The sequence below is a fragment of the Thioalkalivibrio sp. AKL17 genome (assembly GCF_000377885.1).
Lineage (GTDB): Bacteria > Pseudomonadota > Gammaproteobacteria > Ectothiorhodospirales > Ectothiorhodospiraceae > Thioalkalivibrio > Thioalkalivibrio halophilus.
On sequence record NZ_KB898765.1, the window covers coordinates 482,234 to 507,216 of the forward strand.

The window sequence follows — 24,983 nt, forward strand, 5'->3', positions numbered from 1 at the left end:
CCTACAGCGTGATCGGCAGCGGGTTGAAGTAGTGTCGCCCGCCCTGGATCGGTTCGAGAAACTGCAGCAGCTGGTCGAAATCGGCCGGGTTGTTCACCCAGTCGATCTCGGTCGCGTTGACGATCACCAGCGCCGGTCCCTCGAAATGATAGAAGAAATCCGCGTAGGCGGCGTTCAGCCGCTCCAGATAGGCGGTTTCGATCCGGCGTTCATAGGCCCGTCCGCGCTGACGGATGCGTTCCTGCAGCACGTCCACCGGCGCCTGCAGATAGATCACCAGATCCGGCTGCGGCAGCCCCTGGCGCAGCCGGCGGAACATCTCGTGGTAGATCTCCAGCTCGTCCGGGGCCAGATTGAGTTCGGCGAACAGCGGGTCCTTGTCCATCAGGTAGTCGGCCACATGCGCCTGCTGGAACAGCCCCTTCTGCGCCACCGGGGTCAGCTGGCGGACCCGCTGCACGAGGAAATACAGCTGGGTGGCCAGGGCATGCTTGGCCGGATCCTGATAGAAACGTTCCAGGAACGGGTTCTCGTCGGGGGCCTCCTGCAGGAGCTCCGCGCGCAGGTGTTCCGCCAGCCGCTGCGCCAGCGAGGACTTGCCGACGCCGATCGGCCCCTCGACCGCGATGAAGTCGAAATGGCCCAGGCTCATGCGCCCGCCCCCGCGCGGCGGCCCGGTGGTGGCTCCACCGCGGCGGCCTCCGCTTCACTGTCGCCCGACTCCTCCACCGGGATCAGGGCGGCGGGGTCAAAGGCACGGGCCAGCGCCGCCAGCGGGCCGCACCCGGGGATCTCCAGCCCCGGTGCCAGCTCCTGCAGCGGCAGGACCACGAAATTGCGCTCGGCCACCCCCGGATGCGGCACCGCGAGTCCCGGCTCGTCCAGCACCCGGTCGCCGTACAGCAGCAAGTCGAGGTCCAGCAGCCGCGGCCCCCAGCGCTGGCCGTCGCGCACGCGCCCGCAGCGCTGTTCGATGGCCTGCAGCGCATGCAGCAGTTCGCGCGGCGTCAGGCGGGTATGCAGCCGGGCCACGGCATTGACGTAGTCCGGCTGATCCGGCGGTCCCATCGGCGGATTGCGGTACAGCCGCGAGCGTCCGGCCAGCCGCGTATCGGGCACCTCAACGGCAAGGCGGGCAAAGGAACCGCGAACCTGTGCCACCGGATCCCCCAGGTTGGCGCCGATGCCGATGTAGGCCGACACGGCCGCAGTGCGCCCGCCGGACTGGATCCGGGTCATGCCGAGCCTTCCCCCGCCTTTTTTGCGCCCGAACCGCCGGCGCGCCCCCGCGGCTTGCGTTTGCGGCGCTTGCGCTTGCCATCCCCGCCGGAGGCCCCGCTCATTTCCTTGCGTCCGGCTTCGTCCTTTTCCTGCAGTTCGGTCCACCAGCTGCAGATCTGCTCGTCGGCCTCGCCCACCTGCGCCCGCAGGCAGTAGAAATCGTAACCGGCGCGGAAACGCGGATGCGTCAGCAGCTTCAGGGCGCGCGCCCCGGAGTGGGTCTCCAGCCGATTCTGCATCTCCCAGATCTCGCGGATCACCAGGGCAAAACGCCGCGGGATAGTGACGGTTTCGCCCTGTTCCTCGAGGATCTGGGACATCGCCTGATCCCAGGCCGGCGCCGGATCCTCGCCTTCCTCGATGCGCGCCGTGGCCTCCCAGTGCAGCGGCGCCCACATCAGCGCGGCATACAAAAACGCCGGGTGCACGCCCTGGTCCTCGGCCAGACGCTTGTCGGTGTTGCGCAGCGCCTCGACCAGGAAAGCACGTTGGCTGAGACCGGCCTCGGGATCGTCGGGGTCGTCGAAGGCCTCGGCGGTGGACGGGAACATCGCCTCGAACAGGCCGAAGCGTTCGAGCTCGTCGAGGCAGGTGACCGCCTCGCCGCTGTGGAACAGCTTGATCACCTCGTCGAACAGCCGTGCCGGGGCGACCTCCCGCATCAGCGGCGCCAGCCGGTGCATCGCATCGTCCACCGCCGGGTCGATGCGCAGCCCCAGCTTGGCGGAGAAACGCACGGCCCGCAGCATGCGTACCGGATCCTCGCGCAGGCGCGTCTCGGGATCGTCGCCGATCAGGCGCAGAACGCCCTCGCGCAGGTCCTCGACGCCGCCGGTGTAGTCCAGCACCGAGAAGTCGTTGATGTCGTAGTACAGCGCGTTGACGCTGAAATCGCGCCGGAGGGCGTCCTGCTCGATGGTGCCGTAGCGATTGTCGCGCAGGATGCGGCCGTCGTCGCTCAGGACCACGTCGCCGTCGTCGTCGTCATCGTCCCCACCGGCATCGTGCGGAGCACGGAAGGTCGCGACCTCGATCACCTCGCGGCCGAACAGCACGTGAGCCAGCCGGAACCGCCGACCGATCAGTCGGCAGTTGCGGAACTCCCCGCGGACTTCCTCGGGGGTCGCATCGGTGGCCACGTCGAAGTCCTTGGGTTCGCGCCCCAGCAGGAGATCGCGCACGCCGCCGCCGACCAGACAGGCGCGGTACCCGGCGTCGCGCAGGCGGTACAGCACCTTGAGCGCGTTGTTGTCGATGGCCGCGCGCGAGATGCCGTGTTCCTCGCGGGTATAGACGCGCGGCACGACGTGTTCATCGCCGGCGCGCGAAGCGTCGTCGCGGGAATCGGATTCGGCCGGGGCCGGGATTTCGGTATCAGGGCGGGTCACACAGGGCCGTCAGAATGGCTTCGGGAGCGTATCTTAACAGCTAATCCGTCCTTGTTCTCAGGGGAGCCACTTCGCCGGTAAGGCGATAGTGCAGGTAGTCGTCCACGATGCGGCGGTGATCGAAGGCCAGCGGCAGACCGGGGTCGCCCGGATCCAGCCAGGCGCAGTCGCGCGCATCGTCGGCGGCCCGCGCCTGACCGTTCCCCCGAGCCAGATACACCACGCTCACGGTGTGCCCGCGGGGGTCGCGATCGGGCGCCGAATACACCCCCAGCAGGGCCTGCAGTTCGACCTGCAGACCGGTTTCCTCGCGGGCCTCGCGCACGGCGGCATGTTCGGCGCTCTCGCCCACGTCGACAAAGCCCCCGGGAAGCGCCCACCCGTGCGGCGGGTTGTGACGCTCGATGACCAGGATCCGGCCGGGCTCGGCGGCATGCCGGATCACCAGATCCACCGCCAGGGCCGGCGTACGCGGGCGTCGGTCACTCATCGGTTCCTCCCTGATCCTGACGCACGAAACGCCGGATCTTGCGGCGCTCGCGTTTGTCCGGACGCCCCGAGGGCGCCGGGGCCCGTGCCTCGCGTTCGAGCCGCCGGCGGGATGCCTCCTGCTCGCGCGCCTCGCGGCTCTCCGGGGTTTCGGTATAGAGCTGCTCCGCCTCGGTCGCCGGGCGCCGCCGATCATCCAGCGCCACCACGTCGACCTCCATGGACCAGCTCCCCTTGTGCACCCGTACGCGATCCCCCGGATGCAGCTTGCGCGCGGGCTTGCAGCGCTCGCCGTTGACATGGACCTTGCCGCCGGACACCGCCTCCGTCGCCAGGGCGCGGGTCTTGAAGAAACGCGCCGCCCACAGCCACTTGTCCAGACGCAGGCTGGACGCAGGCGCCGCTGCACCCGTCCGGCTCATGTGCACCCCCGCGCGGAGGTACCGAACACCCCGCGCACACCCGGGACAGGCCGGCCCGGGCTTTTATCCGCGGACCGGAGCGACCAGAATGCCGCCTTCATGCACCGATATTTCCGGAGGGGGAACCGGTGGCCCGCGGGCCACCGGGCCATGCCATGGACTTTCCGCATCTGCACCTGGTCAGCTTCGATATTTGTCCTTTCGTCCAGCGTAGCCTCATCACGCTGAATTACAAGGCAGCGCCGTACGAACTCACCCGCATCGACCTCGCCGACCCGCCCGACTGGTTCCGGGAACGCTCGCCGCTGGGCAAGGTCCCGATCCTGATCGTGAACGGGGACACGGTCCTGTTCGAATCGGCGGTCATCAACGAATACATCGACGCCGTCACCCCGCCCGAACGCCTGCCTCCGGAACCGCTGGAACGCGCCCGGGCCCGCGCCTGGATCGAGTACCTGTCGGAACAGACCTTCGCGCAGTACCGCTGGATGACCGCGGCCGACGAGGACGCCTTCGAACGGGCCGCACACGAGGCGGCACGAGGTCTGGAGCGACTGGAACGCCAGATGGCCGACGACCACGCGCTGGCCGGGGCGGAGTTCTCGCTGGTGGACGCGACCCTGGCGCCGCTGCTGATGCGCTACGCGCTGCTCACCCACGAAGACAGCCCCTGGGACCCCGAATCCTTCCCGCGGCTGGCGGCGCGCTGGCAGTGGCTGGAGGCGATGGACGCAGTACGCGACTCGGTACCGGCGGATTTCTCGCAGCGCCTGGCCACCTACCTGGATGGCCAGACCGGCACCGCGCCCCGGCAACTGGCGGCCGCACTGCGCCGCGGCTGAATCACTCGCATCCCCCGGTGGCATCCGACGCCGGCTGCAACAGGCGGGCAGCCAGCGGAACCTCGCCCGGCCAGTCCACCACGTAATCGATGATCGGCAGATCCGGGGCATCGCATTCGCGCAGGACCCGCCCGGCCACCGACACCCCGGCGCGGCGCACGCTGTCCGGATCGCCGGTCAGCAGCGGGTGCCAGCTGGGCAGGGGCTGCCCGGCAAAGCGCAGGCGATAGGCGCAGGTGGGCGGCAGCCAGTCGTATTGCGCCACCTTCTCCAGGGTCAGCTGCAGACAGTCCGGCACGGACTCGCGACGCCGGGCATAGTCGGAGCAATGGCCGGTCTCGCAGTCGAGCAGGTCACAGGCCAGCCAGGTGTGGGCCAGTTCGCCGGTATCCTCGTCCTCGAACTTGTGCAGGCAGCAGCGCCCGCAGCCGTCGCAAAGGGCCTCCCATTCGGCCGCGTCGAGTTCCTCCAGCGGGCGCTGGTAAAAGGGCCGTTCGCCGCTCACGGCGTCTCCGCCCGGTGGTCCTCTTCGCCCAGCCGCCGGCGCCCCTCTTCCTGCAGGCGCTGCTCGACCCGGCTCCAGCGCTCCTGCGTGGTGTAGTGCATGGTCGGCCGTCCGCGGTCGGGCAGCAGCACGGCCACACCCTGATCGGGATAAAGCCAGTAGGCGTGGTCGCTGTCGATCTGCATGCGCTCGGCCGGCTCGCCGAAATGCCGGCGCAGCAGATCCGCGTCCCAGCGTGCCCGGGGAATATAGCTCATCTCCACCACCGGCACGTTACCCAGCGATGCAAGGGTGTCGTCGTCCAGGCCGTAGCGCCGGGCACCCGACGGCATCGGCCGTTCGGAGGTCGTCCCCGCCTCGATACGGTCCAGGTCGGCCTCGTCCAGATCGGGGCGCAGGATCAGGTTGGTCTCGAACGGCTCGATGCGGGCGTTCACGTAATACGCCTCCACCGAGCGCGTCCCGTCGGGATCCTCGAACATCCGGATCTCGGGCACCGGCAACCGCCCCATGAGATCCGCCATGGTGGTCTCGCCCAGGGTAATCCCCAGCACCCGCGTGTGCTGCCGGTCCAGCACCTCCACCTGCCAGGGCAGGCTCTCGAACTGCCGGGTCTGCTGCCCGCCGGGCTGCATGTAGACGAACATCGCCAGGGCCAGAATGCCCGCGAGGACGACCGCCCCGATGGTCCAGCGTAGATTCATGCCGACTTCTGCTCCCGAGCCACCCCTGCGCGAATCCTCGCGGGGTCGCTATACTGGGCGGCTCGCAAACCACCCGGCGCCCCGCGTCCGATCACGCATGATCTCACGTTTGTCTGCCTGGATCACGGCCCGCTCGGTCCCGTCCGCATACACCGGCCGTACCCTGATCATCGCCTCGCACCGCGAACTCGCGCGGGCGCCCGACTGGCTCGCCGGTCTCGGCGAGGCCCTGGGCCCGCTGCTGCTGGGCGTCAGCGATGCCCCCCGCGACAGGGAGGCCGCCGTGCCCGGAGCCCCCGATGACCTGCCGGCGGTGGCCCTGCCCCCCGAACTCGCCCCGGTGCGCCTGGCCCGCCTGCGCCCCCGGGCCGTGGTGCTGCTGGGCCCGGTCGATCTCCCCGGCGAGGCGCTGCGGGCCACCGTGGCCGCCGGGGCCGGCGTGGCCTGGATCAACGCCGAGGGCCCCGCCCCGGAAGGGGTCACCTTCGCCACCGTGCTGTCCGCACGGGATGGCGCCGTGGACCCGGCACTGGGCGCCGAGACCACCGGCGACCCGCTCGCCGGGGCCGTATCCCTGCCCCCCGCACCGGAAGACCCGGATCCCGAGCGCGCGTTCTGCGAACGCTTCGCCGAATACCGCGAGCGCGGCCACCCGATCCTGCTGGCCCCGAACACCGGCCCGGACGAGGAGGCGTTCGCCTTCGCAGTACTGTTCGCGGTCCTGCAGAAGACCGCCGCCCTGCTCCTGCTGGCGCCGGCGGACCCCGAACGCCACGAGCCGGTCTACCGCGACGCAATCAAGTACTCGCTGCCGATCGTGCGCCACAACCGGTTCATGACGTCGTATGTCCCGCGCAAGAACCGGGTCTACTACATCGAGGATCCGCAGACCCTGCAGGCCGCCTACGCCTGCGCCGACATCACCCTGCCCGGGGGTACCCTGGCGGCCACGCGGACCCCGCCGGATCTGGCACGCCCCCTTGCCTGCGGCAGTGCCGTGGTGACCGGCCCGGCCGCCAGCGGCGACGCCCCGGAAGACGAGGTCCGTCTGCGTCGCGCCGCGGAGACCACCGGCCTGATCCGCCGCGGAGAAGATCCCGATGCCGTGGCCGGGGCGATTCTCGAGACCCTTTCGACCCTGCCGGATGCCGGGCAGCGCCAGACGCGGCTGACCCGATGGCTGGAACGACAGGCCACGGCCCGCGAACGGGTCGCGGCCCGCCTGGCCGAACATCTCGGGGCTGCCCCCGCGGCTTCCTGAGCGCCCTTAGCATATCTCCCGGGGTCTGGTCTATAATTTGAAACAAGCGCGAATCCGGACCGGAAAATGATCGACGGCAGCAGCGGCCTGCAGGGCATCCAGAAGGGCATGACGCAGATGCGTCAGCAGGCCCACACCGTGGCCACCGAGAACGCCGGCAGCCGCCAGAGCAACACGGCGATGGTCGAGATGAGCGCGAGCCAGCGTCACGTGGAAGCGAACGTGAAGACCCTGCAAGCCGAAGACCGCATGATCGGGAGCCTGCTCGACGTCCGCGCCTGACGCGGAAGCGAGGGACACCATGGAAGCACCGCTGACCAATCCGGCACCGCCGACCGTCCCGGCCACCCGGCCGAGCGGTTCGGACCGCCTGGGTCTCGGCCAGCTGTCTGCGCCATCGGAGTTCGATCGCCCGCTGAACGACCCCGAAGCCGGGGCCGCGCGCCGTCCGATCGAGGACCGCGCCGAGCAGCAGCGCAACCGCAACGGGGACGAGGGCGACCCGCGTGCCGACCTGGTCCTGCCCCGCAACGACCGCGAAATGGCCGGCCAGGCGCGCCTGGCGGCCGAGATCGAGGCGTTTCACTCCGGCACGGCCGACGACGCCCGTCCGGGCGAGGAGCGCATCGCCGACGGTGGCGCACTGGAGGATTCCGGGGTCGAGGCCCTGCGCCGGCGTGTGGAACTGGCCTTCAGCTTTGCCGGCCCGGCCGAGGAACCCCGCCGCGAGCTGAACATCGTCGTCTGACCGCGGCGGTGTGGCCCTGCGGACTCAGGCGTCTCCCCGCCGCGGGAACTCCGCCAGCCACTCCTGGGCCCGCTCCCCCGCATGCAGCCGCTCGTCCGCGTTGAGTTCGCGTGCCACCCGCTCGCGATAGCGCGCCGCACTGGCCACGCCCATCTCCGCCGCGATCGCATACCACTTGAAGGCGGAGACATCCGAGCGCTCCACGCCCTCGCCCATCGCGAACAGCCGTGCCAGGTTGGCGGCCCCGCGGCCCTCGCCGGCCTCGGCCGCCAGCAGATACCACTGCGCCGCCTGCTCGGCGTCCTGCGGCAACCCGCGCCCCTCGTCGAACTTCAGGCCCAGGTTGAACATCGCCTGCGGATTGCCGCCCTCGGCGGCGGCATGGAACCAGCGCGCCGCCTCGTTCGGGCTGGCCTCCACGCCGTCGCCCTGTTCGAACAGCACCGCCAGATTGAACGCGGCATCCGGCCAGCCCGCCTCGGCCGCCTGCAGATACCAGATCGCGGCACGCGCCGGGTCGCGCGGCATATGCGTGCCTTCATCCAGCAGCACCCCCAGGTTGTAGGCCGCGAGCGGATCACCCGCGGTGGCGGCCTGCTGCCAGCGGTCCACCGCCCGCGCGGTGTCTCCGTCCGTCCAGGCCGCGCGCGCCTGCTCGAGCAGCCCGCGCGGATCATTTGATGCATTCATGGTGCGAACTCGGTTCGGGACATGTCGGCCGGCAATGTACCGACCGGACAACGCAGCGTCGATGTCCCCCACGGCGACCGGGCACGCGAACCACAGAGCGTGACGCCATTCTCATTTTTTCACCGGCATCCCGCTTGCGTGCGGATCCGCCGGGCGCGAGTCGGGAACTCACCCCCGGGGGCAGGAGACACAGGGGTAACGGGACCCTGTCCCTGATTCTTACCCTTGTCCCAATGAGGAGGACCTCAATGAAACGTTCCACGAAACTGCTGGCTGCCACCGCCATCGTGCCCTTTGCCCTGCTGATCGCCGGCTGCGGCGGTGACGACATGGGCATGGACGAGTTCGAAGAACAGCAGATGGAAGAAGGCGCGCCGCCGGCCGAGGACGGTATGGAAGGCGGCATGCAGGAAGGCGCCCCGCCGGAAGGTGACATGGGTGGCCAGGGAATGGAGCCCGAAGGCGATGGCATGGACGACGGCATGGGTGGCGACATGGAAGGCGACGACGAACCCCAATTCTGATCGCGCCCCGGAAGCTCCGCCGGGCGATGCCATCGCATTCCCCGGCCACAAAGGCCCGATCGGGAACCGTCCCCGATCGGGCCTTTTATTGCTTCCCGCCTGCAACCTGCGAGCGGGGACCGGGGATCAGGAACCCCTGCAGCTCAGCACCGGTGCGTCATTCCTGCGGAAATCGTCCGGGGGTGATATAGCGCCCGCCCAGCTCCCAGTTGATACTGGTCTCGGGGGCGGTACCGGACCCGGCTCCGCCTCCGGCCGGCGGAAAGCCGCGATGCACACCGGCCAGCAGCTGCCAGCGATCGTCCAAGTCAAAGGTCATGGAAGCTCCGGGCAGCCATTCGCTGCAGGCGTTCGACCGCCGGTAGTCCACGGTATTGCGGCTGGCGTCCGCGTACGGAACCCGTGAGGTCTTCACGTCTTCTCCGGAGCCGCTCCGGAGCGGAGCTGCCCGAAGCACAACTCAACGAATCAGCGGCTGATCCGCCAGACTTTCGATCTCGATGCGGTCGGCACAGTCCGCGACCGCGCCTTCGGGGCCTTCGCAATCGGCGACGTCATTGACGAGGATGCGGCCGACGCGATCGCAGGACGTATCCGTCATGCGGAAGGCCCGCACCGAGGTGCTCCCCGCCCGCAGCGGTGCCATCTCCAGCAGCGTCCGGCTCTGGATGATGCCGTCATCGCCGAACACCACCAGATCCAGCTGCAGCGACTCCAGCGCCTGATCCAGGCCGTTCTCCAGTACCAGATGGGCGCGACAGTCGTCGCCGTCGGGCTCCAGCTTGTTCAGCTGGACGCCGATCCCGCCGCCGTCCTCCGCCAGTGCCGGCAGCGCCAGGACCAGCCCCAGCACGCCTGCCGCGAGTCCGCCGTGAATCTGCCGCTTTCGTGTCATCTCGCCTGCCTCCACAACGCGTCGATCCGTCGTTCCTCAGCGCACCGAAAAATTCACCGGCACCACGATCTCGTAGCCGTCCAGACCGATACTGTCCGGCGCCGGAAACGGGTCGGCCCGCTGCACCATGTCTTCCACCGCGCGATCCAGGATCCCGGAGCCGGAACTCTCCTGGATCTCGTAGTCGATCACCGAACCATCACGGGCGAGCTGCAGCCGGACCTCCACGGTACCTTCCTGCCGGCGACGCTGGGCCGCTCTGGGATAGCGCTTGTGCTGCTCGACCCAGGCCTGCAGTTCGGCAAGGTAGTCACTCTCCGCCCCGGGGTCGCCACCGCCCGTAGCATCCGTTTCGGCTGCCCCCTCCGCGTCCCCGGCGGGGCCGGACTCGTCGGCCGTCGGGTCCGCTTCGCCCGGCTCATCGGCCACGGCATCGGTTTCGGCGACCGTCTCGGCCGTTCCCGCAGGCTCCGGTTCCGGCTCCGGCTCCGGCTCGGGCTCCGGCTCGGGCTCCGGCTCGGGCTCCGGCTCGGGCTCCGGCTCCGGCTCCGGCTCGGGCTCGGGCTCCGGCTCCGGCTCCGGCTCGGGCTCGGGCTCCGGTTCCGGTTCCGGCTCGGATTCGGGTTCGGGCTCGGGCTCGACCTCCTCCGCTTCGCGGACCGGCTGGCGTTCCGGCTCCCGAGCCTCGGCCTCCTCCGGCCGGACCGGCTCGGCCGGGGCGGGCTCGGGCATTTCGGGCTCGACCGGTTCGGCCTCGGCCGTCTCCGCGGGTGGCTCCGCCGCGGCGGCCGGGGGTGCGGAGCCCCCGGCCGCCATGGAGATCTCCAGGCCGCCGACCCCGGCGTCCTCAGCCCCGGTGGGCGGCTCGCGCAGCAGCAGGGCCATCGCGACCAGTCCGTGCAGCACCACGGCCAGGATCAGTGCGACCACCCAGTGTCGAATGCCGGGCTGCATGCTTCAGGTCTCCGGCACGGTCAGCAGGTCGATGCGCTCCACGCCCGCCTCGCGCAGGCGTTCGAGAATGCCGACCACGTCGACGGCCTCGGCGCGGCCATCGGCCTTCACCCGCACCCGCGCCGCATCGCCGTGCCGCTGCAGGTGCTCAGCCACCAGCCGCGCCATGCCCTCGAGATCGATCTCGTCCTGGTTGACCGCCAGACGCCCCTCGGTGCCCACGATCACCATGAATTCGTCGGGGCCGGGCTGGCCATCCACCGCGGACTCCACCGGCTCGACCTCGAACGGATCCACCGCGCTCAGCTGCCCCGCCACCATGAAGAAGATCAGCAGCAGGAACACGATGTTGATCAGCGGCAGTATGCTCTCGTCGTCGTTGCGCGGCCGGTGCGCAACCTGGAAATGGCGACGCTGGCCAATCATGAGCCACCCTCCCGGATCACGGACAGGTCGCGGACCCCGGCATCGGCCAGCGCCTCGAGGATCTCGACGGTGCGCTGCATGTTCACCCCGGCCACCGGCATCACCAGCACGCGGGTGTCGGCATCCTCCGCCAGCCGCGCGGACACGCGTTCGCGCAGTTCAGCGGCGGGTACCGCAATGCCGCCCAGACGCAGGTCATCGGGCCGCACCTCCACCAGCATTGCGCCTTCCATGGAGCCGGCTCCCCCGGCCTCGGCCGGGGCCTCCAGCTCCACGGCGCGCCAGTCGAGGAAACTGGAGGCGAGCATGAAGAACACCAGCAGGATGAAAACGACGTCGATCAGCGGCGTCAGGCTGATCAGGTTACGCCGGCGCGGGCGACCGGTGTCCAGCGTCGGCTGTTCCGCCGGGTCACCGGTCATTGGCTGGCGGGCTCCGCATCCGCGGCCTTCTCGCGCGGGGCCAGGGGCATCAGCTGGCCGGTGAACAGCCGCGTGACCGCGTCATCCATGCGATGCGCCACCCGCTCGACCCGGGTCTCCAGCCAGTTCAGTGCGGCCACCACCGGAATGGCCACGGCCAGTCCCACGGCGGTAGTGAGCAACGCTTCCCAGATCCCGCCGGAAAGCACGGCGGGATCCACCTGACTGCCTGCCTCTTCCAGCGCTTGAAAGGCCCTGATCATGCCCATCACCGTCCCCAGCAGGCCCAGCAGCGGTGCCAGCGCACCGATCACCTCCAGCGGCCGCAGACCCTGGCGCAGGGACTGGATGGTCGCGTTGCCATACCGCACGACCTCTTCCCGTACGGTGGCTTCGGGCACGCCGGAGCGCAGTCCGCGAATACCAAGCGCCACTGCGCGCGCTGCGGGGTTGGGCGTGGCTTCGGCATGCCGAATGGCGGCTTCCGGATCCCCGCCGTGAAACAGCTCCAGGGCCTGCTCGGCCGGACGCACGTCGGTCACCCGCAGCTGCCAGAGCTGCCAGAGCTTTACCAGTACGAACGCCAGTGCCACCACCGACGCCACCAGCAGGATGGCCACCACGGGCCCGCCCGCGTCCAGAAACCCGGCGAAGCGCTTGCCCGCCAGGGACTCGATCAATGCATTCATGCTGGATCCCGAATTCGTTGCCTGAAGGGGCGCGCGGGGCGCACCGGACCAGGGAGTTCCCTAGGTGGCCGCGCAGGCCCCCGCTGCCGTGGTCCCGGCCGTCACCGGAATGCCCGCGAAGCCCCCGGCCGGCGCGTGTCCGGCCACCGGGTCGCCCGCGCGATCCGCGCAGTCGCGCAGGATCCCCCGGGCCCGCCGTGCGCACTTGCCGCAATCACCGCACACACCCAGCTGTTCGCGCAGATCGCGCATACGGACGCGGGTATCGCTTTGCGCCACCAGCTCCCGAATCTGGCGTTCGCGCACGGCATTGCAGACACATACAATCATCTTTGACGGCTCCGGCCCATGGCAATGGGTGGATGAGGCGACATTACCGCTAATGAGAATGCTTTTCAACACTATTCTTTTCAGGTGTGTCGTGGTGTGTCGGCCCCACCCGTTGCCGGGTCCATTGATCAGCATCTTCTTATAGATTAGTTTCGAATTTCCGTCCCCGGGCCGCCCCGGACCCGCGGACCCCGCCCCGTCACGGAAGGATTTCGATGCCCGCCGACGCCCCCGACTCCGGCCTTCCACGCCCCGGCCCCTGGCTGCAGGCGCGCATGCGTCCGCACCGCCACTGGCTGCTGGGCGCCACCGCCGCCGGTCTGGGCGCCACCCTCGCCACCGTGGCCCTGGCCGGCCTGATCGCCTGGGCAGTCCACATGGCGCTGTTCGCACCGGAACGCCTGCCACTGGGAATGGTGCTGGCGGGAGCGGCGGTGGCGGCGGTCTTGCGCTATGCCCTGCAGGCCCTGCGCGATGGCGCCGGCCATCGTCTGGCGGATGCGGTCAAGGGCGAACTGCGCGAGGAACTGCTGGACGCGGCCCGGCGCGACGGCCCCGTGCATCTGGCGCACCGCGCGCCGTCCGGGGCCTGGGTCGATCACTACCTGCGGCGGGTGGAAGACCTGACGGGCCACTACGCCCGCTACCTGCCCGGCACCCGCATGGTGATCCTGACCCCGCTGGTGCTGCTGCTGACGGTCGCCTGGCTGGACTGGCTCGCCGCCGGCCTGCTGCTGCTCTCGGCGCCGCTGATCCCCGCCTTCATGGCCCTGGTCGGCATGGGCGCCGAACAGATCCACCGCAGCCAGCAGGACGAGGAGAACCGCCTGGCCGGGCATTTCCTCGACCGCCTGCGCAGCCTCGACTTCCTGCGCCGCGCGCGCGCCACGCAGGCAGCCCGCGAGGCGGTGGTGGCCGCCAGCGACGAACACCGCCGCCTGACCATGCGCGTGCTGCGGGTCGCGTTCCTGTCGTCGGCGATCATGGAATTCTTCAGCGCGGTCGCGATCGGCCTGCTGGCCATCTATATCGGTTTCGGCCTGTTCGGGGCCATCGATTACGGCCCGGCCGGCAGCCTGACCCTGTTCACCGGTCTGTTCATCCTGGTGCTGGCGCCCGAATATTTCCTGCCCCTGCGCCAGTTCGCGCAGAGCTATCACGATCGGGCCGCCGCCCTGGCCGCGGCCGAGTCCCTGGCGCCGCTGTTGCAGCCGGCCGGTGGCCCCGCCTCCGCCCCGGCCGGGGTGCCGGACAGCCCGCGCACGGCGATACACCTGGCCGGAGTGCAGGTGCAGTATCCGGATACCGCCCAACCGACCCTGCACGACATCGACCTGCAGATCGGTCGCGGGGAACACCTGGCGGTGACCGGCCCCAGCGGCTCCGGCAAGTCCACCCTGCTGGCGCTGCTGGCCGGTTTCCTGCGGCCGGCCGACGGCGCGATCCGCGTAGCAAGCGACCTGCAGCAGTTCGTCTGGATTGGCCAGGATGCCCACCTGTTCCACGGCAGCCTGCGCGACAATCTGCAGCTCGCCATTGCCGAACCGGTAAGCGACGCGGCGATGAATGACGCCCTCGCCCGCGCCGGGCTGCCGGTAGATGACCCGCAGCTTCCGGACGGGCTGGATACCGCCATCGGCGAAGGCAACACCGGGATCTCCGGGGGGCAGGCCCAGCGCATCGCGATGGCCCGCGGGATCCTCGCCGGGCATCCCCTGTGGCTGCTGGACGAACCCACCAGCGCGCTCGACGAGGCGACCGAGGCCGCCCTGCTGGACACCCTGTTCGCCCTTGCGGCGGAGCACGACATCACCCTGGTCATCGCGGCCCACCGCGAGGCCGTCCGGGAACGTGCCAGCCGAGTGGTCCGGCTGGCCGAAGGCCGCGTGGAGAGCCTGGCATGACGGACCGCGAATACCTGCAACGCCTGTTTGCCTCGCGGCTCGGCTGGAGCCTGCTCGCCTGGCTGCTGCTGGCGGTGACCTGGGTCAGCGGCATCGTGCTGCTCGCCCTGTCGGGCTGGTTCATCACCGCCACCGCTCTGGCCGGGGCCGGCATGCTGGCCACCCTGGACATCTATTCACCGTCCGGCGGGATACGTGCGGCGGCGGTGCTGCGCACGATCGCCCGGTATTTCGAGCGCGTGACCGGACACGAAGCGGTCCTGCGCATCCTCGCCGACCTGCGCGCGACCACCTTCCGCCAGCTGGCGCGCTGGCCGGCGCGGCGTCTGGCGAATCTGCGCAGCGGCGACCTGCAGGCCCGGCTGACCAGCGACATCGACACCCTGGACGCCATCCCGCTGCGGGTGGTGGGACCGATGGTCGGGGCCCTGCTGGCACTGGTCAGCGCCGTGGCGATCGCGCTGTGGCTGGCCCCGCCGCTCGCCGCAGTCATGCTGCTGGTGGCCGCCGCGATCACCCTGATCACCGCCGGGCTCGCGGCGGCTGCCGGTCGGCGTCATGGCCGCCGGCTGGTGCAGGAAGAATCGAATGAGCGCGTGGCGCTGCTGGACTACTTCGGCGGGCTGCCGGAACTGACTGCGTTTGGCCGCCTGGAGGAACGCCGAGCGGCCCTGGCCCGGCGAGCCCGTGAGGGAGCCGCGCGTCGCCTGACCCAGGAACGGGCGGGGGTGCTGGGCGAACAGGGCGTGCAGCTGGTGGTGATGCTGACCACCCTCGCCATGCTGGGCTACGCGCTGCATGCCTACGCCGAAGGGCTGATCTCCGGGCCGGTCGCCGTGCTGCTCACCCTGATGACCCTGGGCCTCAACGAGGCGCTGGGCAGCCTGCCCGGCGCCTGGTGGCGCCTCGGCGAGAGCCTGGAAGCGGCCCGGCGCCTGCGCGAGACCGAGGCCGGAGCCGAGGCTCCGGAGCCCGCCGGGGCAGAACCGGTCGAACTGCCCCCCGGCCCGCTGGAGGCGCGTGGCCTGAGCGTCGGCTTCCGCGCCGACCGCCCGCTGGCCGGCCCGCTGGACATCCGGCCCGAGCCCGGGTACCCGCTGGTGGTTCACGGGATCAGCGGGCGCGGCAAGACTGCCCTGCTGGAGAGCCTGGCCGGCGAGCTGACGCCGACCGGCGGCGAACTGCTGTGGGGCGAGCGGGACCTGACCACGCTGGACCCCGATACCCGCCACCGGGTAATCGGCTACCTGCCCCAGCGCGTGCGCCTGCTGGACGACAGCCTGGCCGCCAACCTGCGGCTGGGGCAGCCGGAACTTTCCGCTGACCGGCTGTGGGCCGTGCTGGATCAGGTGCGGATCGCGCCGCTGCTGCAGCGCATGGGCTACAGCCTGGAGTATCCGCTGGGCGAGGATGCCGGCAACCTCTCCGGCGGGCAGGCACGCCGGGTGGCGCTGGCCTGGCTGCTGCTGCAGGACCGACCGGTCGCCCTGCTGGACGAACCCTTTGCAGGACTGGACGAAGCCACCGAGGCGGCGATCCTGGAGCGCATCGGGCCATGGCTGGAGGCACGGCAGACGGTCATCGTGACCCACGCACCCCGGCGCATGCCGGCGCACTGGCCACGGCTGGCGCTCTAGGGAAGCGGGAGAAGGAAGAAAGTCCCGGCGGCCGCGGGGCTGCGACCGCCGGGGGATCCGGACCGGGCGGGGGCCGGCCCGGCAGGCAGGATCAGTGCTCGTGACCGCCCGGCCCGTGGGCGTGGCCATGCTCCAGCTCTTCGGCGGAGGGTTCGCGCACCTCCACCACCTCGACGTCGAAATTGAGCGTCTGGCCGGCCAGCGGATGGTTTCCATCCACCGTGGCGGTGTCGCCCTCGACGTTGGTGACCGTCACGGTCAGGGGGCCGTTTTCGGTCTGAGCCTGGAACTGCATGCCCGGCTCGATCGAGTCGACGCCCTGGAAGGCCTCCATCGGGACTTCCTGCACCATGGCATCGATCTTTTCGCCATAACCTTCTTCCGGCGGCACGGTGGCCTGGACCTTGTCGCCGGCGGCCTTGCCTTCCAGCTCGCGTTCCAGACCGGGCACGATCTGGCCATTACCGTGCATATAGGCCAGCGGCTCGCGGCCTTCGGAGCTGTCGATGGTCTCGCCATCGTTGTTGGTGAGCTTGTAGTGGATGGACACTACGGAATTCTGCGCGACTTGCATGGACACTGCTCTCTTGAAATGTGGCCCGACAGGGTAACCCGACCAGCCCCCTCGCGTCACAGTCCCCGCTGACAGTGGCCGAATCCGCTCCGGGGCACACCAACGAAAACGCCGGGCACTGGGCCCGGCGCATGCACTGACCGTCCGCGACGGAACGGGGGTCAGCCGGCCTGCAGCAAGAACCGGTTGAGTCGGTGGACAAAACCCGACGGGTCCTCCAGCTGCCCGCCCTCGGCCAGCAGCGACTGCTCGAACAGCAGCGAGGCGAGGTCGTTGAAGTCGTCGCCTTCCGCCGTCTTCAGCCGTTCGACCAGCGGATGCTGCGCGTTGACCTCCAGCACCGGCTTCGAGGAGAAGGTCTCCTGTCCGGCCTGCTTCAGCAGCTCCTGCAGATACAGCGCCATCTCGTGCTCGCCGAGGACGATGCAGGCCGGCGAGTCCACCAGCCGCTTCGACGGGCGCACGGAGTCGACCCGGTCACCCAGTGCGCTCTGGATGCGCTCGGGCAGGTCGCCCAGTTCGTCGTCCTTCCGGTCCTCGGTATTGTCCGCGTCGTCGGAATCCTGCTCGCCGATGATGTTGTCGAGATCAAGGTCGCCCTTGGCCACGTTCTTGATCGGGGTACCGTCGAACTCGCGCAGGTTGGAGAGCAGCCATTCGTCCACCCGGTCGGACAGCAGCAGCACCTCGATGCCGTGCTTGCGGAACACCTCCAGGTGCGGGCTGTTGCGCGCGGCGGCGGCGTTGTCGGCGCTGATCACGTAGATCGCGTCCTGCCCTTCCTTCATGCGTGCCTTGTAGTCGGCGAAAGAAACGTTCTGCGTGTCATCGTCGTTGTACGTGCTGGCAAAACGCAGCAGGCCCGCGATCTGCTGCTGGTTGGCGAAGTCCTCGCCGGGGCCTTCCTTGAGTACGCGACCGAAGTTGTCCCAGATCCCGGCGTATTTCTCCGGCTCGTTCTTCGCGATGTTCTCCAGCAGGCCGAGGATCTTCTTCACCGACCCCGAGCGGATGGAATCCACCAGGCGGTTATCCTGCAGGATCTCGCGCGAGACGTTCAGCGGCAGATCGGACGAGTCCACCACCCCGCGCACGAAGCGCAGGTAGTTCGGCAGCAGTTTCTCCGCGTCGTCCATGATGAACACGCGCTTCACGTACAGCTTCACCCCGTGGCGGGCGTCGCGATCCCACAGGTCGAACGGCGCCCGGCCGGGGATGTAGAACAGCGTGGTGTACTCCTGACGGCCTTCCACGTGGTTGTGGGTCCAGGCCACCGGGTCCTCGAAGTCGTGCGCGATGTGCTTGTAGAACTCGCGGTATTCCTCGTCGGAGATCTCGCTCTTCGACCGCGTCCACAGCGCGCTGGCGCGGTTGACGGTCTCCCACTCGTCCGTGGGATTGCCTTCGTCGTCCTGCTTGCGCATGCGGATCGGGAAGGCCACATGGTCCGAGTAGCGCCCGATCACGTGGCGCAGGCGCATCGGCTCGAGGAACTCGTCGGCGTCTTCCTTCAGGGTCAGGGTAATCTCGGTGCCCGGTTCCGCGCGTTCGCAGTCTGACAGGGTGTACTCGCCGTCGCCCTTCGACTCCCAGCGCGTGCCGGCCTCGATTCCGGCACCCGCGCGCCGGGTCTCCACGCGCACGTGGTCGGCGACGATGAAAGAGGAATAGAACCCGACCCCGAACTGCCCGATCAGCTGGGCATCCTTCTGCTGGTCGCCGGTCAGCTTCTCGAGGAAGGCCCGGGTACCCGAATGGGCGATGGTCCCGATCTGCCGGATCACCTCGTCGCGCGACATGCCGATGCCGTTGTCGTGCACGGTCACGGTGCGGGCGTCCTTGTCCACGTCCACGTCGATGTGCAGCTCGGCCGGCTGCGGGATCGCATCGGGGTTCGCGGTCGCCTCGAAGCGCAGCTTGTCGCAGGCATCCGCGCCGTTGGAGATCAGCTCGCGCAGGAAGATCTCGCGGTTGGAATACAGCGAGTGGATCATCAGCTGCAGCAGCTGGCTGACCTCGGTCTCGAACTGGCGGGTTTCCGCCTCGGCGGCTTGCTCGGTCCGGGTTTCGGTCATGGGGTTACGACTCCGTGATGGGTTCGGATGGGTTCAGTTACTGGTAACACGCCGGAGTCTGGGGTCGCCGCGACCTTCTTCAAGCCCCTCGGCGCGATAAAGCGCCCCCTCGCCCTCCGAGTCGAGGCAGCCCAGCACCGCAGGCAGCGTTGCGGCCAGTTCTTCTTCCAGCTGCCACGGCGGACGCAGCACCAGCATGCCGGATCCCGCGAGCCCGGTATGCGCCCCGCGCTCCACGCCAGGATCATCACGCAGACGCAGTTCGCTGCGCAGCCAGGGGGTGCTGCGGGTGCACAGCCGTTCGACCAGGGCATGATCCGGACGCCCCGCCAGCACCGGATACCAGACCAGCACCATCCCGGTGTTCCAGCGCTCCAGGATGGTCTCCGCCATCTCCGCGATTTCACGGTATTCGGCCGGGCGTTCGTACGAGGGGTCCAGCAGGGCGAACCCGCGCCGCGGCTGCGGCGGGAACAGCCCTCGGGCGGCCTCGCGCGCATCGCGCCGGTGCACATGGCAGCGCGCATCCCCGGCGAACGCGCCCTGCAGGCGTTCGTGGGCCTCGGGGTGCATCTCGCACGCCACCAGTCGGTCATTCTCGCGCAGAGACGCGCGGATAAGCGCCGGTGATCCCGGATACCCGTCGGTCCCGGCCACCTGCTGCACGGTCTCCAGAAACCCGGTCACCGCCTCCGGCAGCGCGGCTTCGCAGGCACAGGCGCGCAGGCGCTCGATGCCGAGCGCCGCCTCGCCGGTCTTGCGCGCCCGCTCGCCGTCCAGGTCATAAACTCCGGCCCCGGCATGCAGATCCAGCGCCACGAACGGCTTGGTCCGCCGCTGCAATGCCGCCAGCACCGCACGCAACACCAGATGCTTGTGGATATCGGCGAAATTGCCGGCGTGGTAGTCGTGCTGATAGCTGAGCATGGTTCGCTCCCTTACGCCCCGGCCATAAAAAAACCACCGCGGCGGACCACGGTGGCTGGACTTCCTTGCGGCCGGCTCCGGGTCACGGAGCACGGCGCCCGCTGCGGGTGCAGTTTACTGGTTTACCGGGGACTCCGGGTCCAGCAGATAGGCCATGATGTGGCTGATCTCCCGCTCGCTCAGCAGTTCGTTGGCACCGAACCGGGGCATCTCCGTACAGGGGAAATACTGGTGCGGATTCGAGATTACCTCGTGCGCATACCGCAGCGACGCCTCGTCGGTACCCCGGCCGCTCCCGTACCCGACCAGGCTCGGCCCGATCGTACCGTAGATCGGCTCGTTCGGATCCATCTGATGACAGGCGTAGCAGTTACCGCCGGGAGTGCGCGTGGAATGGTCGTCATTGCGATGACCCACGCGGAAACCGTAGCCCGAACGGGCCAGCTCTGCGCCCCGCTCCCAGTCACCCAGACGCGGTCCCCCGGGGGGAGCCTCGTAGCTTTCCCGGGCGAGGGTAATCACCTCCTGCACCTGATCGTCCGGAAGCTCCCCTCCGACCACGGAACACGCACGCTGCAGGTCATCCTGTTCCATGCGCCCGCGGGCCGAACCACCTTCCTGAACGGGCTGATCCAGTCGATAGCTGTCCGATTCGAACACGATGTGTTCAACGAGTTCGTCCGTTTCCATCGCGGCGATATCAGTTTCGCCCTCGCCGGCGTCGCCGAAAAACTGACACCCGGTGGTGAATAACGCTGCCGACACGGCAAGCGGCAACCCCCAACGTACGCTTTGGCCTGGCATCCCTGATGTCTCCCCGATTCCGTTTCGCCCTCGAACCCGCGACCGCAGCCACGCCGGCGGCACCGGCAGAGTGCACTGCGGCGCCCGGCTGACCCCGGCTCGCGGGTGCGATGGTGAATAATGTCTGGTCCCGTGGCGAATGCCCCGGGAGGGGGCCGCCGCGAGGAACGCGGCGGCCCGGGTCACGATCCGCCGAACGGATCGTCATGCAGCCTTGCGGCCGCTCCGGATCAGTTGTTGACCGGGGACTCCGGATCCAGCATGTAAGCCATGATATGGCTGATCTGCTCCTCGCTCAGCAGCCCCTGGAAGCGGGGCATTTCCGCACACGGGAAGTACTGATGCGGATTGTTGATCACCTGGTGGACGTACTCGCGAATCGCCTGGCTGTCGCCACGGGTGGCGCCGTAATTCACCAGGCTCGGCCCGATGGTGCCCTGAGTGGGACCGTCCTCGTCGAAAACGTGGCAGTTGACACAGTTGCCGCCGGCTTCCCGGGTCGAATGATCATCGATGTTGTGACCGATCCGATAGCCGTAGCCGGAGAACGCGAGTTCTTCGCCGCGCTCCCAGTCGCCCAGTTCGAGGTCGCCTTCGGGAGCCTCGTACTGCTCACGAGCCAGGGCCACCACGCGGCCGGCGGTCTCGCCGTCCGGATCACCCTCGATCGAGCAGGCCGCCTGGATCTCGTCCTGGGTCATGCGCTCTTCCATGGTGCCGCCTTCCTGCGGGACCTGGTCATAACGGAAGCTGTCCGACTCGAAGATCATGTATTCGGCCAACTCATCCGCGCTCATGGCGGTGATGTCAACATCGTCCGACTTGTTGCCCTCGGCCACGGCGCAGCCCGTTGCCAGCGCGATGGTTGCAAAGGCGGCCACACCGGCCGCAACAGTATTTTTCTTGAACATGCTTGCTGTCTCCTATTGCGTCCGGGGTTACCGCTTGAGGTCGGGCAGGATCGCCGGCTCGCCACGCGCCGCGTCATTCCAGAAGGCGATGAGCGCGGTGTTGGCCATCGAGTCCGGCTTGATGGCGGCATGACGCATCTGCCACACGCAACCACGGATGCGGTGGTTCTGACTGCGGACGTTGTCGTGCCCGGCACGCTGGGCCGGCCAGGAGACCGCCTTGGTCCATTCCTGGGAGTTACGCATCTCGGGCAGGACCGACGCACGGATGCGCTTGCCGGACTGACCGTGACAGGAGGCGCAGTTGAAGTCCTGAGCTCCGCCGCGACGGAAGAACAGCTTCTCGCCGGCCGCGATCATCGCCTGCTCCTCGGGATGCTCGTTCTGCGGCTGCCACTCCATGCCGGAAGACTGCATGGCGATATAGGTGGTCAGCTGCATGATGTCCGAACCGCTGCCATGACGCTGGGCAATGGCGGCATCATCCTCGTCGAACCCCTGGATCTCCTTCATGCAGTGCACCAGGCGCTGCTCGAAATCCATGACCTTGCCGACGTCCTCGAAGTAACGCGGCAGCTCCACGTAGGCGCCTTCCAGCACGCCCTCGCCCTTGCCGAAGTCGCAGGATTCGAGCGACGCGTTGTTCGGCCCGCGCTCCTCGTAGAACAGCTGCTCGCCATCTTCCGCCACCCACAGGGCGGGGTTGTCCGGCATCATCATGATGTTCTGTTCACTCTGATGCAGATACACCGAATCGGGATTGGCGTCGAGCAGCTTCTGCAGGACATCGGTCGGGTCCTGCCATTCGCCGGCCTGGGCAGCGCCCCCGACCGCCATTGCTACGGGCAAGGCGAGCAATGCTTTCTTGAACATGGAAACCTCCATCACACGGTTTTATTCGATGGGCCCGGGTCTCCGTCGCCCGAACCTACGCTGCAGAGTGCGGAATGCGTGAACACCGTGTCAACAAACAAACGCTATATTAGCGTTTCCTAAAAGTCTGTTTTTCAAGGGTTCTTGCAGCCCGGCACCGATAGGCAGACGCCCCGGGGAACGGATCTATTCCCCTTTTTGCAAAAAGTTCCCGTTGATTTCGATTTTCCGGTCAGCTTCGTGTCCCAGGAGGGCCTGTTTGGCGCCGGCCAGGGGCCCCGCGAGCTGGCCGGCGTACCCCCCCGCAGATCCACGATCGGGGGCGGCGCCGGCCGGCAGGACACGATGACAGGGGATGAACAGGGGCCAGGGATTGGCACGACAGGCCTGGCCCACGGCCCGCGGCGAGGAGCCGATGGCGCGGGCGATCTGGCCGTAGGTGCGGGTTTCGCCGACGGGGATGCGGGTCAGCGCGTGCCAGACCCGCTGCTGATGCGGGGTGCCGGGCGGCAGGCAATCGGGCGGAACCCAGGCACGCGGGTCCCGGACGTAGACCTCGGGAGCGAAGGGCAGGCGCAGCGGGACGGAAACCCGCGTTTCATGGCCTTCCCAGCCGAGCAGGAGGAGGGAGTTTTCGGGGTCGCAGGCATACACAAAGGCCAGCGATGCACCCGGGAGGATGCAGCGCCGGCCCTGCATGCGCTCGTGCGGGGGTCCGCGGGACCAACCGCGGCCCGGAGGGTCAGCCGCGACCCTTGGCCCGGGCGCGGACGTCTTCCTTGATGCGCGCGGCCTTGCCGGTACGATCGCGCAGGTAGTACAGCTTGGCACGACGGACCTTGCCGCGACGCTTGACCTGGATCTCGGCGATCTGCGGGCTGTGGGTCTGGAAGGTGCGCTCCACTCCGTTGCCGTAGGAGGTCTTGCGCAGGGTGAACGCGGAGTTCAGCCCGCGGTTGCGCTTGCCGATCACTACGCCCTCGAAGGCCTGCAGGCGCTCGCGCTCGCCTTCCCGGACCTTGACCTGCACCACCACGGTATCGCCCGGGCCGAAATCCGGGACATCGGATTTCATCTGCTCGGCTTCCAGTTGCTGAATGACGTTATTCATTGCTCGACCTCAATCATCGCTCTCGGAGCGGACGCCACCCAGTCGGTGACGCTCGCGGTATTCGTCCAGCAGGGCCTGATCCGTGCCCCCCAGTTCGAGCCGGGCCAGCAGATCCGGCCTGCGGCTCCATGTACGCCCCAGCGCCTCACGGCGGCGCCAGCGGCGGATCGCGCCGTGGTCGCCTCCAAGGAGGACGCCGGGGACGCGGTGTCCGTTCAGTTCCTCCGGCCGGGTGTAGTGCGGACAGTCCAGCAGGCCCTCGCTGAAGGAATCCTGCTCGGCGGAGTCCGCATGCCCCAGCACCCCGGGCCGGAGGCGGGCGCAGGCATCGATGATCGCCATGGCGCCCAGTTCACCGCCGGAGAGCACGTAGTCCCCCAGCGAGATTTCTTCGTCGACTTCGGCTTCGATGAAGCGTTCGTCGATCCCTTCGTAGCGGCCGCAGACCAGCGCCACCCGCGACCGCTGCGCCAGCTCCCGCACCCGGGCCTGGTCCAGCGGCCGGCCCTGCGGCGTCAGCGCCACCACGTGCAGCGGTTCATCACCATCGGCCCGGGCGGCGTCCAGCGCCCCCTTCAGCGGGGGCACCTGCATGACCATGCCGGGGCCACCGCCATAGGGCCGGTCGTCCACCGCCTGGTGCACCCCGCTGGCCCAGTCCCGCGGATTCCAGGTCCGCAGGTCCAGCTGCCCGGCCTCCACGGCCCGGCGCGGGATGCCCCACTGCGTCACGGATGCGACCAGCTCCGGGAACAGGGTGATGACGTCGAAGCGCATCGCCGCGTCAGTATTCCGGATCCCAGTCCACCCGGATCCGCCCACCCTCGAGATCGACCTCGAGAATGTACGGACCCTGCACCCAGGGGATCAGCCGCTCGCGTTCACCGCTCACGACCATCACGTCATTGGCGCCGGTCTCCATGAAACCGGTGACCGTCCCCAGCGGCGTGCCGTCGACATGTTCAACGGACAGGCCCTGCAGGTCGGCCCAGTAGTATTCACCTTCTTCCGCCGGGGGCAGCCACTCGCGCTCGATCGCCAGCTCGGCCCCCATCAGTCCGTAGGCGGCATCGCGATCGGCCACCCCGGCGAACTTGATGACCACACCGGGGCCGTGCGCGCGGCCGCTTTCAATCTCCACCAGCCGCCATCCCTCGGCCTGTTTCATCCACAGGCGGGGGAAACCGGTGATGGCGTCACGCGGCTCGGTCTCGGAAAAGATCCGGACCCAGCCCCTGACGCCGTAGACCCCGGAGACGCGTCCGACGCGGATGCGCTCACCCGCCTCGCTCACCTGCGTCTCCCGGAGGTCAGGCCGCCGCAGCCTGCTGCTTGCGGTACCCCTTGACCAGGTGCTCCACGCGCTCGGACATGCCGGCGCCGTGGCTCAGCCAGTAATCGACCCGCTCGAGGTCGATCTTCAGCGGGATTTCCTGACCGCGGGCAACCGGATTGTGAAAACCGACGCGCTCGATGTAGCCGCTGTCGCGGCGGGCGCGGGAGTCGGTCACCACGATCGAGTAGAAGGGGCGCTTCTTGGCGCCGCGGCGTGACAGACGAATTGTAAGCATGAAGTCTTGAACCCCGTGAAGTTCGG

Annotated in this window: 32 protein-coding genes and 1 pseudogene; 7 read left to right on the plus strand and 26 right to left on the minus strand. The window is 68.8% G+C overall.

The annotated features are described in order from the left end of the window. Window position 1: 1 nt before the first annotated feature. From D577_RS0105485 to D577_RS0105505, 5 genes are read right to left on the minus strand one after another with little or no spacing between them, the layout of a single operon-like run. On the minus strand, window positions 2-652 hold the full coding sequence (locus D577_RS0105485; RefSeq protein ID WP_018946545.1) for a deoxynucleoside kinase: 651 nt from the start codon (window positions 650-652) through the stop codon (window positions 2-4). Further along, on the minus strand, window positions 649-1,239 hold the full coding sequence (gene folK / locus D577_RS0105490; protein ID WP_018946546.1) for a 2-amino-4-hydroxy-6-hydroxymethyldihydropteridine diphosphokinase: 591 nt from the start codon (window positions 1,237-1,239) through the stop codon (window positions 649-651). The genes D577_RS0105485 and folK overlap by 4 nt, the downstream gene beginning before the upstream one ends. Next, a complete protein-coding gene (gene pcnB / locus D577_RS0105495) occupies window positions 1,236-2,669 on the minus strand; it encodes a polynucleotide adenylyltransferase PcnB (protein WP_018946547.1) in 1,434 nt (477 codons plus the stop codon). Before pcnB ends, folK begins: the two co-directional genes overlap by 4 nt. Window positions 2,670-2,709: 40 nt before the next feature. Then, window positions 2,710-3,159, minus strand: a complete 450-nt coding sequence (locus D577_RS0105500; protein ID WP_018946548.1) for an NUDIX hydrolase — start codon at window positions 3,157-3,159, stop codon at window positions 2,710-2,712. Further along, on the minus strand, window positions 3,152-3,580 hold the full coding sequence (locus D577_RS0105505; RefSeq protein ID WP_018946549.1) for an RNA-binding S4 domain-containing protein: 429 nt from the start codon (window positions 3,578-3,580) through the stop codon (window positions 3,152-3,154). Before D577_RS0105505 ends, D577_RS0105500 begins: the two co-directional genes overlap by 8 nt. 155 nt (window positions 3,581-3,735) lie before the next feature. On the opposite strand from D577_RS0105505, the gene D577_RS0105510 reads away from it, so the two are divergent. Further along, window positions 3,736-4,422, plus strand: a complete 687-nt coding sequence (locus D577_RS0105510; RefSeq protein ID WP_018946550.1) for a glutathione S-transferase family protein — start codon at window positions 3,736-3,738, stop codon at window positions 4,420-4,422. 1 nt (window position 4,423) lies between these two features. On the opposite strand, the gene D577_RS0105515 is transcribed toward D577_RS0105510, so the two are convergent. Both D577_RS0105515 and D577_RS0105520 read right to left on the minus strand, forming a co-directional pair. Further along, on the minus strand, window positions 4,424-4,927 hold the full coding sequence (locus D577_RS0105515) for a YcgN family cysteine cluster protein (RefSeq protein WP_018946551.1): 504 nt from the start codon (window positions 4,925-4,927) through the stop codon (window positions 4,424-4,426). Further along, window positions 4,924-5,631 (minus strand): hypothetical protein, encoded by a 708-nt coding sequence (locus D577_RS0105520; RefSeq protein ID WP_018946552.1) that lies wholly within the window; start codon window positions 5,629-5,631, stop codon window positions 4,924-4,926. Before D577_RS0105520 ends, D577_RS0105515 begins: the two co-directional genes overlap by 4 nt. 97 nt (window positions 5,632-5,728) lie before the next feature. On the opposite strand from D577_RS0105520, the gene D577_RS0105525 reads away from it, so the two are divergent. From D577_RS0105525 to D577_RS0105535, 3 genes are all read left to right on the plus strand, one after another. Continuing rightward, window positions 5,729-6,892, plus strand: a complete 1,164-nt coding sequence (locus tag D577_RS0105525) for a hypothetical protein (RefSeq protein ID WP_018946553.1) — start codon at window positions 5,729-5,731, stop codon at window positions 6,890-6,892. Window positions 6,893-6,958: 66 nt separating this feature from the next. Further along, entirely contained in the window at window positions 6,959-7,174 is a 216-nt protein-coding gene (locus D577_RS0105530) for a flagellar basal body rod C-terminal domain-containing protein (protein WP_018946554.1), read from the plus strand. 19 nt (window positions 7,175-7,193) lie between these two features. After that, on the plus strand, window positions 7,194-7,640 hold the full coding sequence (locus D577_RS0105535) for a hypothetical protein (RefSeq protein WP_018946555.1): 447 nt from the start codon (window positions 7,194-7,196) through the stop codon (window positions 7,638-7,640). Between the two features lie 24 nt (window positions 7,641-7,664). Here the strand turns inward: D577_RS0105535 and D577_RS0105540 are convergent, their stop codons facing one another. Next, complete coding sequence (locus tag D577_RS0105540) at window positions 7,665-8,330, minus strand: tetratricopeptide repeat protein (RefSeq protein ID WP_018946556.1); 666 nt, start codon at window positions 8,328-8,330, stop codon at window positions 7,665-7,667. A 248-nt stretch (window positions 8,331-8,578) separates the two neighbouring features. Here D577_RS0105540 and D577_RS0105545 point away from each other — a divergent pair, with 248 nt between their 5' ends. Beyond that, the gene (locus D577_RS0105545) at window positions 8,579-8,854 is read left to right on the plus strand and encodes a hypothetical protein (RefSeq protein WP_018946557.1); all 276 of its coding nucleotides are present in this window, start codon (window positions 8,579-8,581) and stop codon (window positions 8,852-8,854) included. A 187-nt stretch (window positions 8,855-9,041) separates the two neighbouring features. On the opposite strand, the pseudogene D577_RS0105550 reads toward D577_RS0105545, so the two are convergent. From D577_RS0105550 to D577_RS0105580, 7 genes and pseudogenes are all read right to left on the minus strand, one after another. Then, a pseudogene (locus tag D577_RS0105550) lies at window positions 9,042-9,275 on the minus strand (TonB-dependent receptor domain-containing protein); the annotation flags it as partial. 39 nt (window positions 9,276-9,314) lie between these two features. Further along, window positions 9,315-9,749, minus strand: a complete 435-nt coding sequence (locus D577_RS0105555; protein ID WP_026288926.1) for a hypothetical protein — start codon at window positions 9,747-9,749, stop codon at window positions 9,315-9,317. 36 nt (window positions 9,750-9,785) lie between these two features. Continuing rightward, a complete protein-coding gene (locus D577_RS0105560) occupies window positions 9,786-10,703 on the minus strand; it encodes an energy transducer TonB (protein ID WP_018946560.1) in 918 nt (305 codons plus the stop codon). Between the two features lie 3 nt (window positions 10,704-10,706). Then, window positions 10,707-11,129, minus strand: a complete 423-nt coding sequence (locus tag D577_RS0105565; protein ID WP_018946561.1) for a biopolymer transporter ExbD — start codon at window positions 11,127-11,129, stop codon at window positions 10,707-10,709. Beyond that, entirely contained in the window at window positions 11,126-11,551 is a 426-nt protein-coding gene (locus tag D577_RS0105570; protein WP_018870592.1) for a biopolymer transporter ExbD, read from the minus strand. Before D577_RS0105570 ends, D577_RS0105565 begins: the two co-directional genes overlap by 4 nt. Continuing rightward, window positions 11,548-12,240 (minus strand): MotA/TolQ/ExbB proton channel family protein, encoded by a 693-nt coding sequence (locus D577_RS0105575; RefSeq protein WP_018946562.1) that lies wholly within the window; start codon window positions 12,238-12,240, stop codon window positions 11,548-11,550. The genes D577_RS0105570 and D577_RS0105575 overlap by 4 nt, the downstream gene beginning before the upstream one ends. Before the next feature lie 60 nt (window positions 12,241-12,300). Continuing rightward, entirely contained in the window at window positions 12,301-12,570 is a 270-nt protein-coding gene (locus D577_RS0105580) for a (2Fe-2S)-binding protein (RefSeq protein ID WP_018946563.1), read from the minus strand. A gap of 215 nt (window positions 12,571-12,785) precedes the next feature. Here D577_RS0105580 and cydD point away from each other — a divergent pair, with 215 nt between their 5' ends. Beyond that, complete coding sequence (gene cydD / locus D577_RS0105585; protein WP_018946564.1) at window positions 12,786-14,474, plus strand: thiol reductant ABC exporter subunit CydD; 1,689 nt, start codon at window positions 12,786-12,788, stop codon at window positions 14,472-14,474. Further along, window positions 14,471-16,111: a thiol reductant ABC exporter subunit CydC gene (gene cydC / locus D577_RS0105590; RefSeq protein ID WP_018946565.1), complete on the plus strand. Its 1,641-nt coding sequence runs from the start codon at window positions 14,471-14,473 to the stop codon at window positions 16,109-16,111. Before cydD ends, cydC begins: the two co-directional genes overlap by 4 nt. A 91-nt stretch (window positions 16,112-16,202) precedes the next feature. Here cydC and D577_RS0105595 read toward each other — a convergent pair whose 3' ends face one another. From D577_RS0105595 to rpsP, 11 genes are all read right to left on the minus strand, one after another. Further along, the gene (locus D577_RS0105595; RefSeq protein WP_018946566.1) at window positions 16,203-16,685 is read right to left on the minus strand and encodes a peptidylprolyl isomerase; all 483 of its coding nucleotides are present in this window, start codon (window positions 16,683-16,685) and stop codon (window positions 16,203-16,205) included. Window positions 16,686-16,846: 161 nt separating this feature from the next. Further along, entirely contained in the window at window positions 16,847-18,760 is a 1,914-nt protein-coding gene (htpG, locus tag D577_RS0105600; protein WP_018946567.1) for a molecular chaperone HtpG, read from the minus strand. A gap of 33 nt (window positions 18,761-18,793) precedes the next feature. Continuing rightward, window positions 18,794-19,687: a 23S rRNA (adenine(2030)-N(6))-methyltransferase RlmJ gene (locus tag D577_RS0105605; RefSeq protein WP_018946568.1), complete on the minus strand. Its 894-nt coding sequence runs from the start codon at window positions 19,685-19,687 to the stop codon at window positions 18,794-18,796. A 114-nt stretch (window positions 19,688-19,801) separates the two neighbouring features. Then, on the minus strand, window positions 19,802-20,491 hold the full coding sequence (gene soxX, locus D577_RS0105610) for a sulfur oxidation c-type cytochrome SoxX (RefSeq protein WP_038036012.1): 690 nt from the start codon (window positions 20,489-20,491) through the stop codon (window positions 19,802-19,804). A gap of 230 nt (window positions 20,492-20,721) precedes the next feature. After that, window positions 20,722-21,402 carry a sulfur oxidation c-type cytochrome SoxX gene (gene soxX / locus D577_RS0105615; RefSeq protein ID WP_018946570.1) on the minus strand — a complete coding sequence of 227 codons (681 nt, stop codon included), beginning with the start codon at window positions 21,400-21,402 and terminating at the stop codon, window positions 20,722-20,724. A gap of 27 nt (window positions 21,403-21,429) precedes the next feature. Then, window positions 21,430-22,239 (minus strand): sulfur oxidation c-type cytochrome SoxA, encoded by an 810-nt coding sequence (soxA, locus tag D577_RS0105620; RefSeq protein WP_018946571.1) that lies wholly within the window; start codon window positions 22,237-22,239, stop codon window positions 21,430-21,432. Between the two features lie 222 nt (window positions 22,240-22,461). Beyond that, a complete protein-coding gene (locus D577_RS0105625; RefSeq protein ID WP_018946572.1) occupies window positions 22,462-22,974 on the minus strand; it encodes a methylated-DNA--[protein]-cysteine S-methyltransferase in 513 nt (170 codons plus the stop codon). A 43-nt stretch (window positions 22,975-23,017) separates the two neighbouring features. Then, on the minus strand, window positions 23,018-23,386 hold the full coding sequence (rplS, locus tag D577_RS0105630; protein ID WP_018870604.1) for a 50S ribosomal protein L19: 369 nt from the start codon (window positions 23,384-23,386) through the stop codon (window positions 23,018-23,020). A gap of 9 nt (window positions 23,387-23,395) precedes the next feature. Next, window positions 23,396-24,163 (minus strand): tRNA (guanosine(37)-N1)-methyltransferase TrmD, encoded by a 768-nt coding sequence (gene trmD / locus D577_RS0105635; protein WP_018946573.1) that lies wholly within the window; start codon window positions 24,161-24,163, stop codon window positions 23,396-23,398. A gap of 7 nt (window positions 24,164-24,170) precedes the next feature. Further along, a complete protein-coding gene (gene rimM / locus D577_RS0105640; RefSeq protein WP_018870606.1) occupies window positions 24,171-24,680 on the minus strand; it encodes a ribosome maturation factor RimM in 510 nt (169 codons plus the stop codon). Between the two features lie 16 nt (window positions 24,681-24,696). Further along, window positions 24,697-24,957, minus strand: coding sequence for a 30S ribosomal protein S16 (rpsP, locus tag D577_RS0105645; RefSeq protein ID WP_018870607.1), 261 nt, complete (start codon window positions 24,955-24,957; stop codon window positions 24,697-24,699). Window positions 24,958-24,983 lie beyond the last annotated feature (26 nt).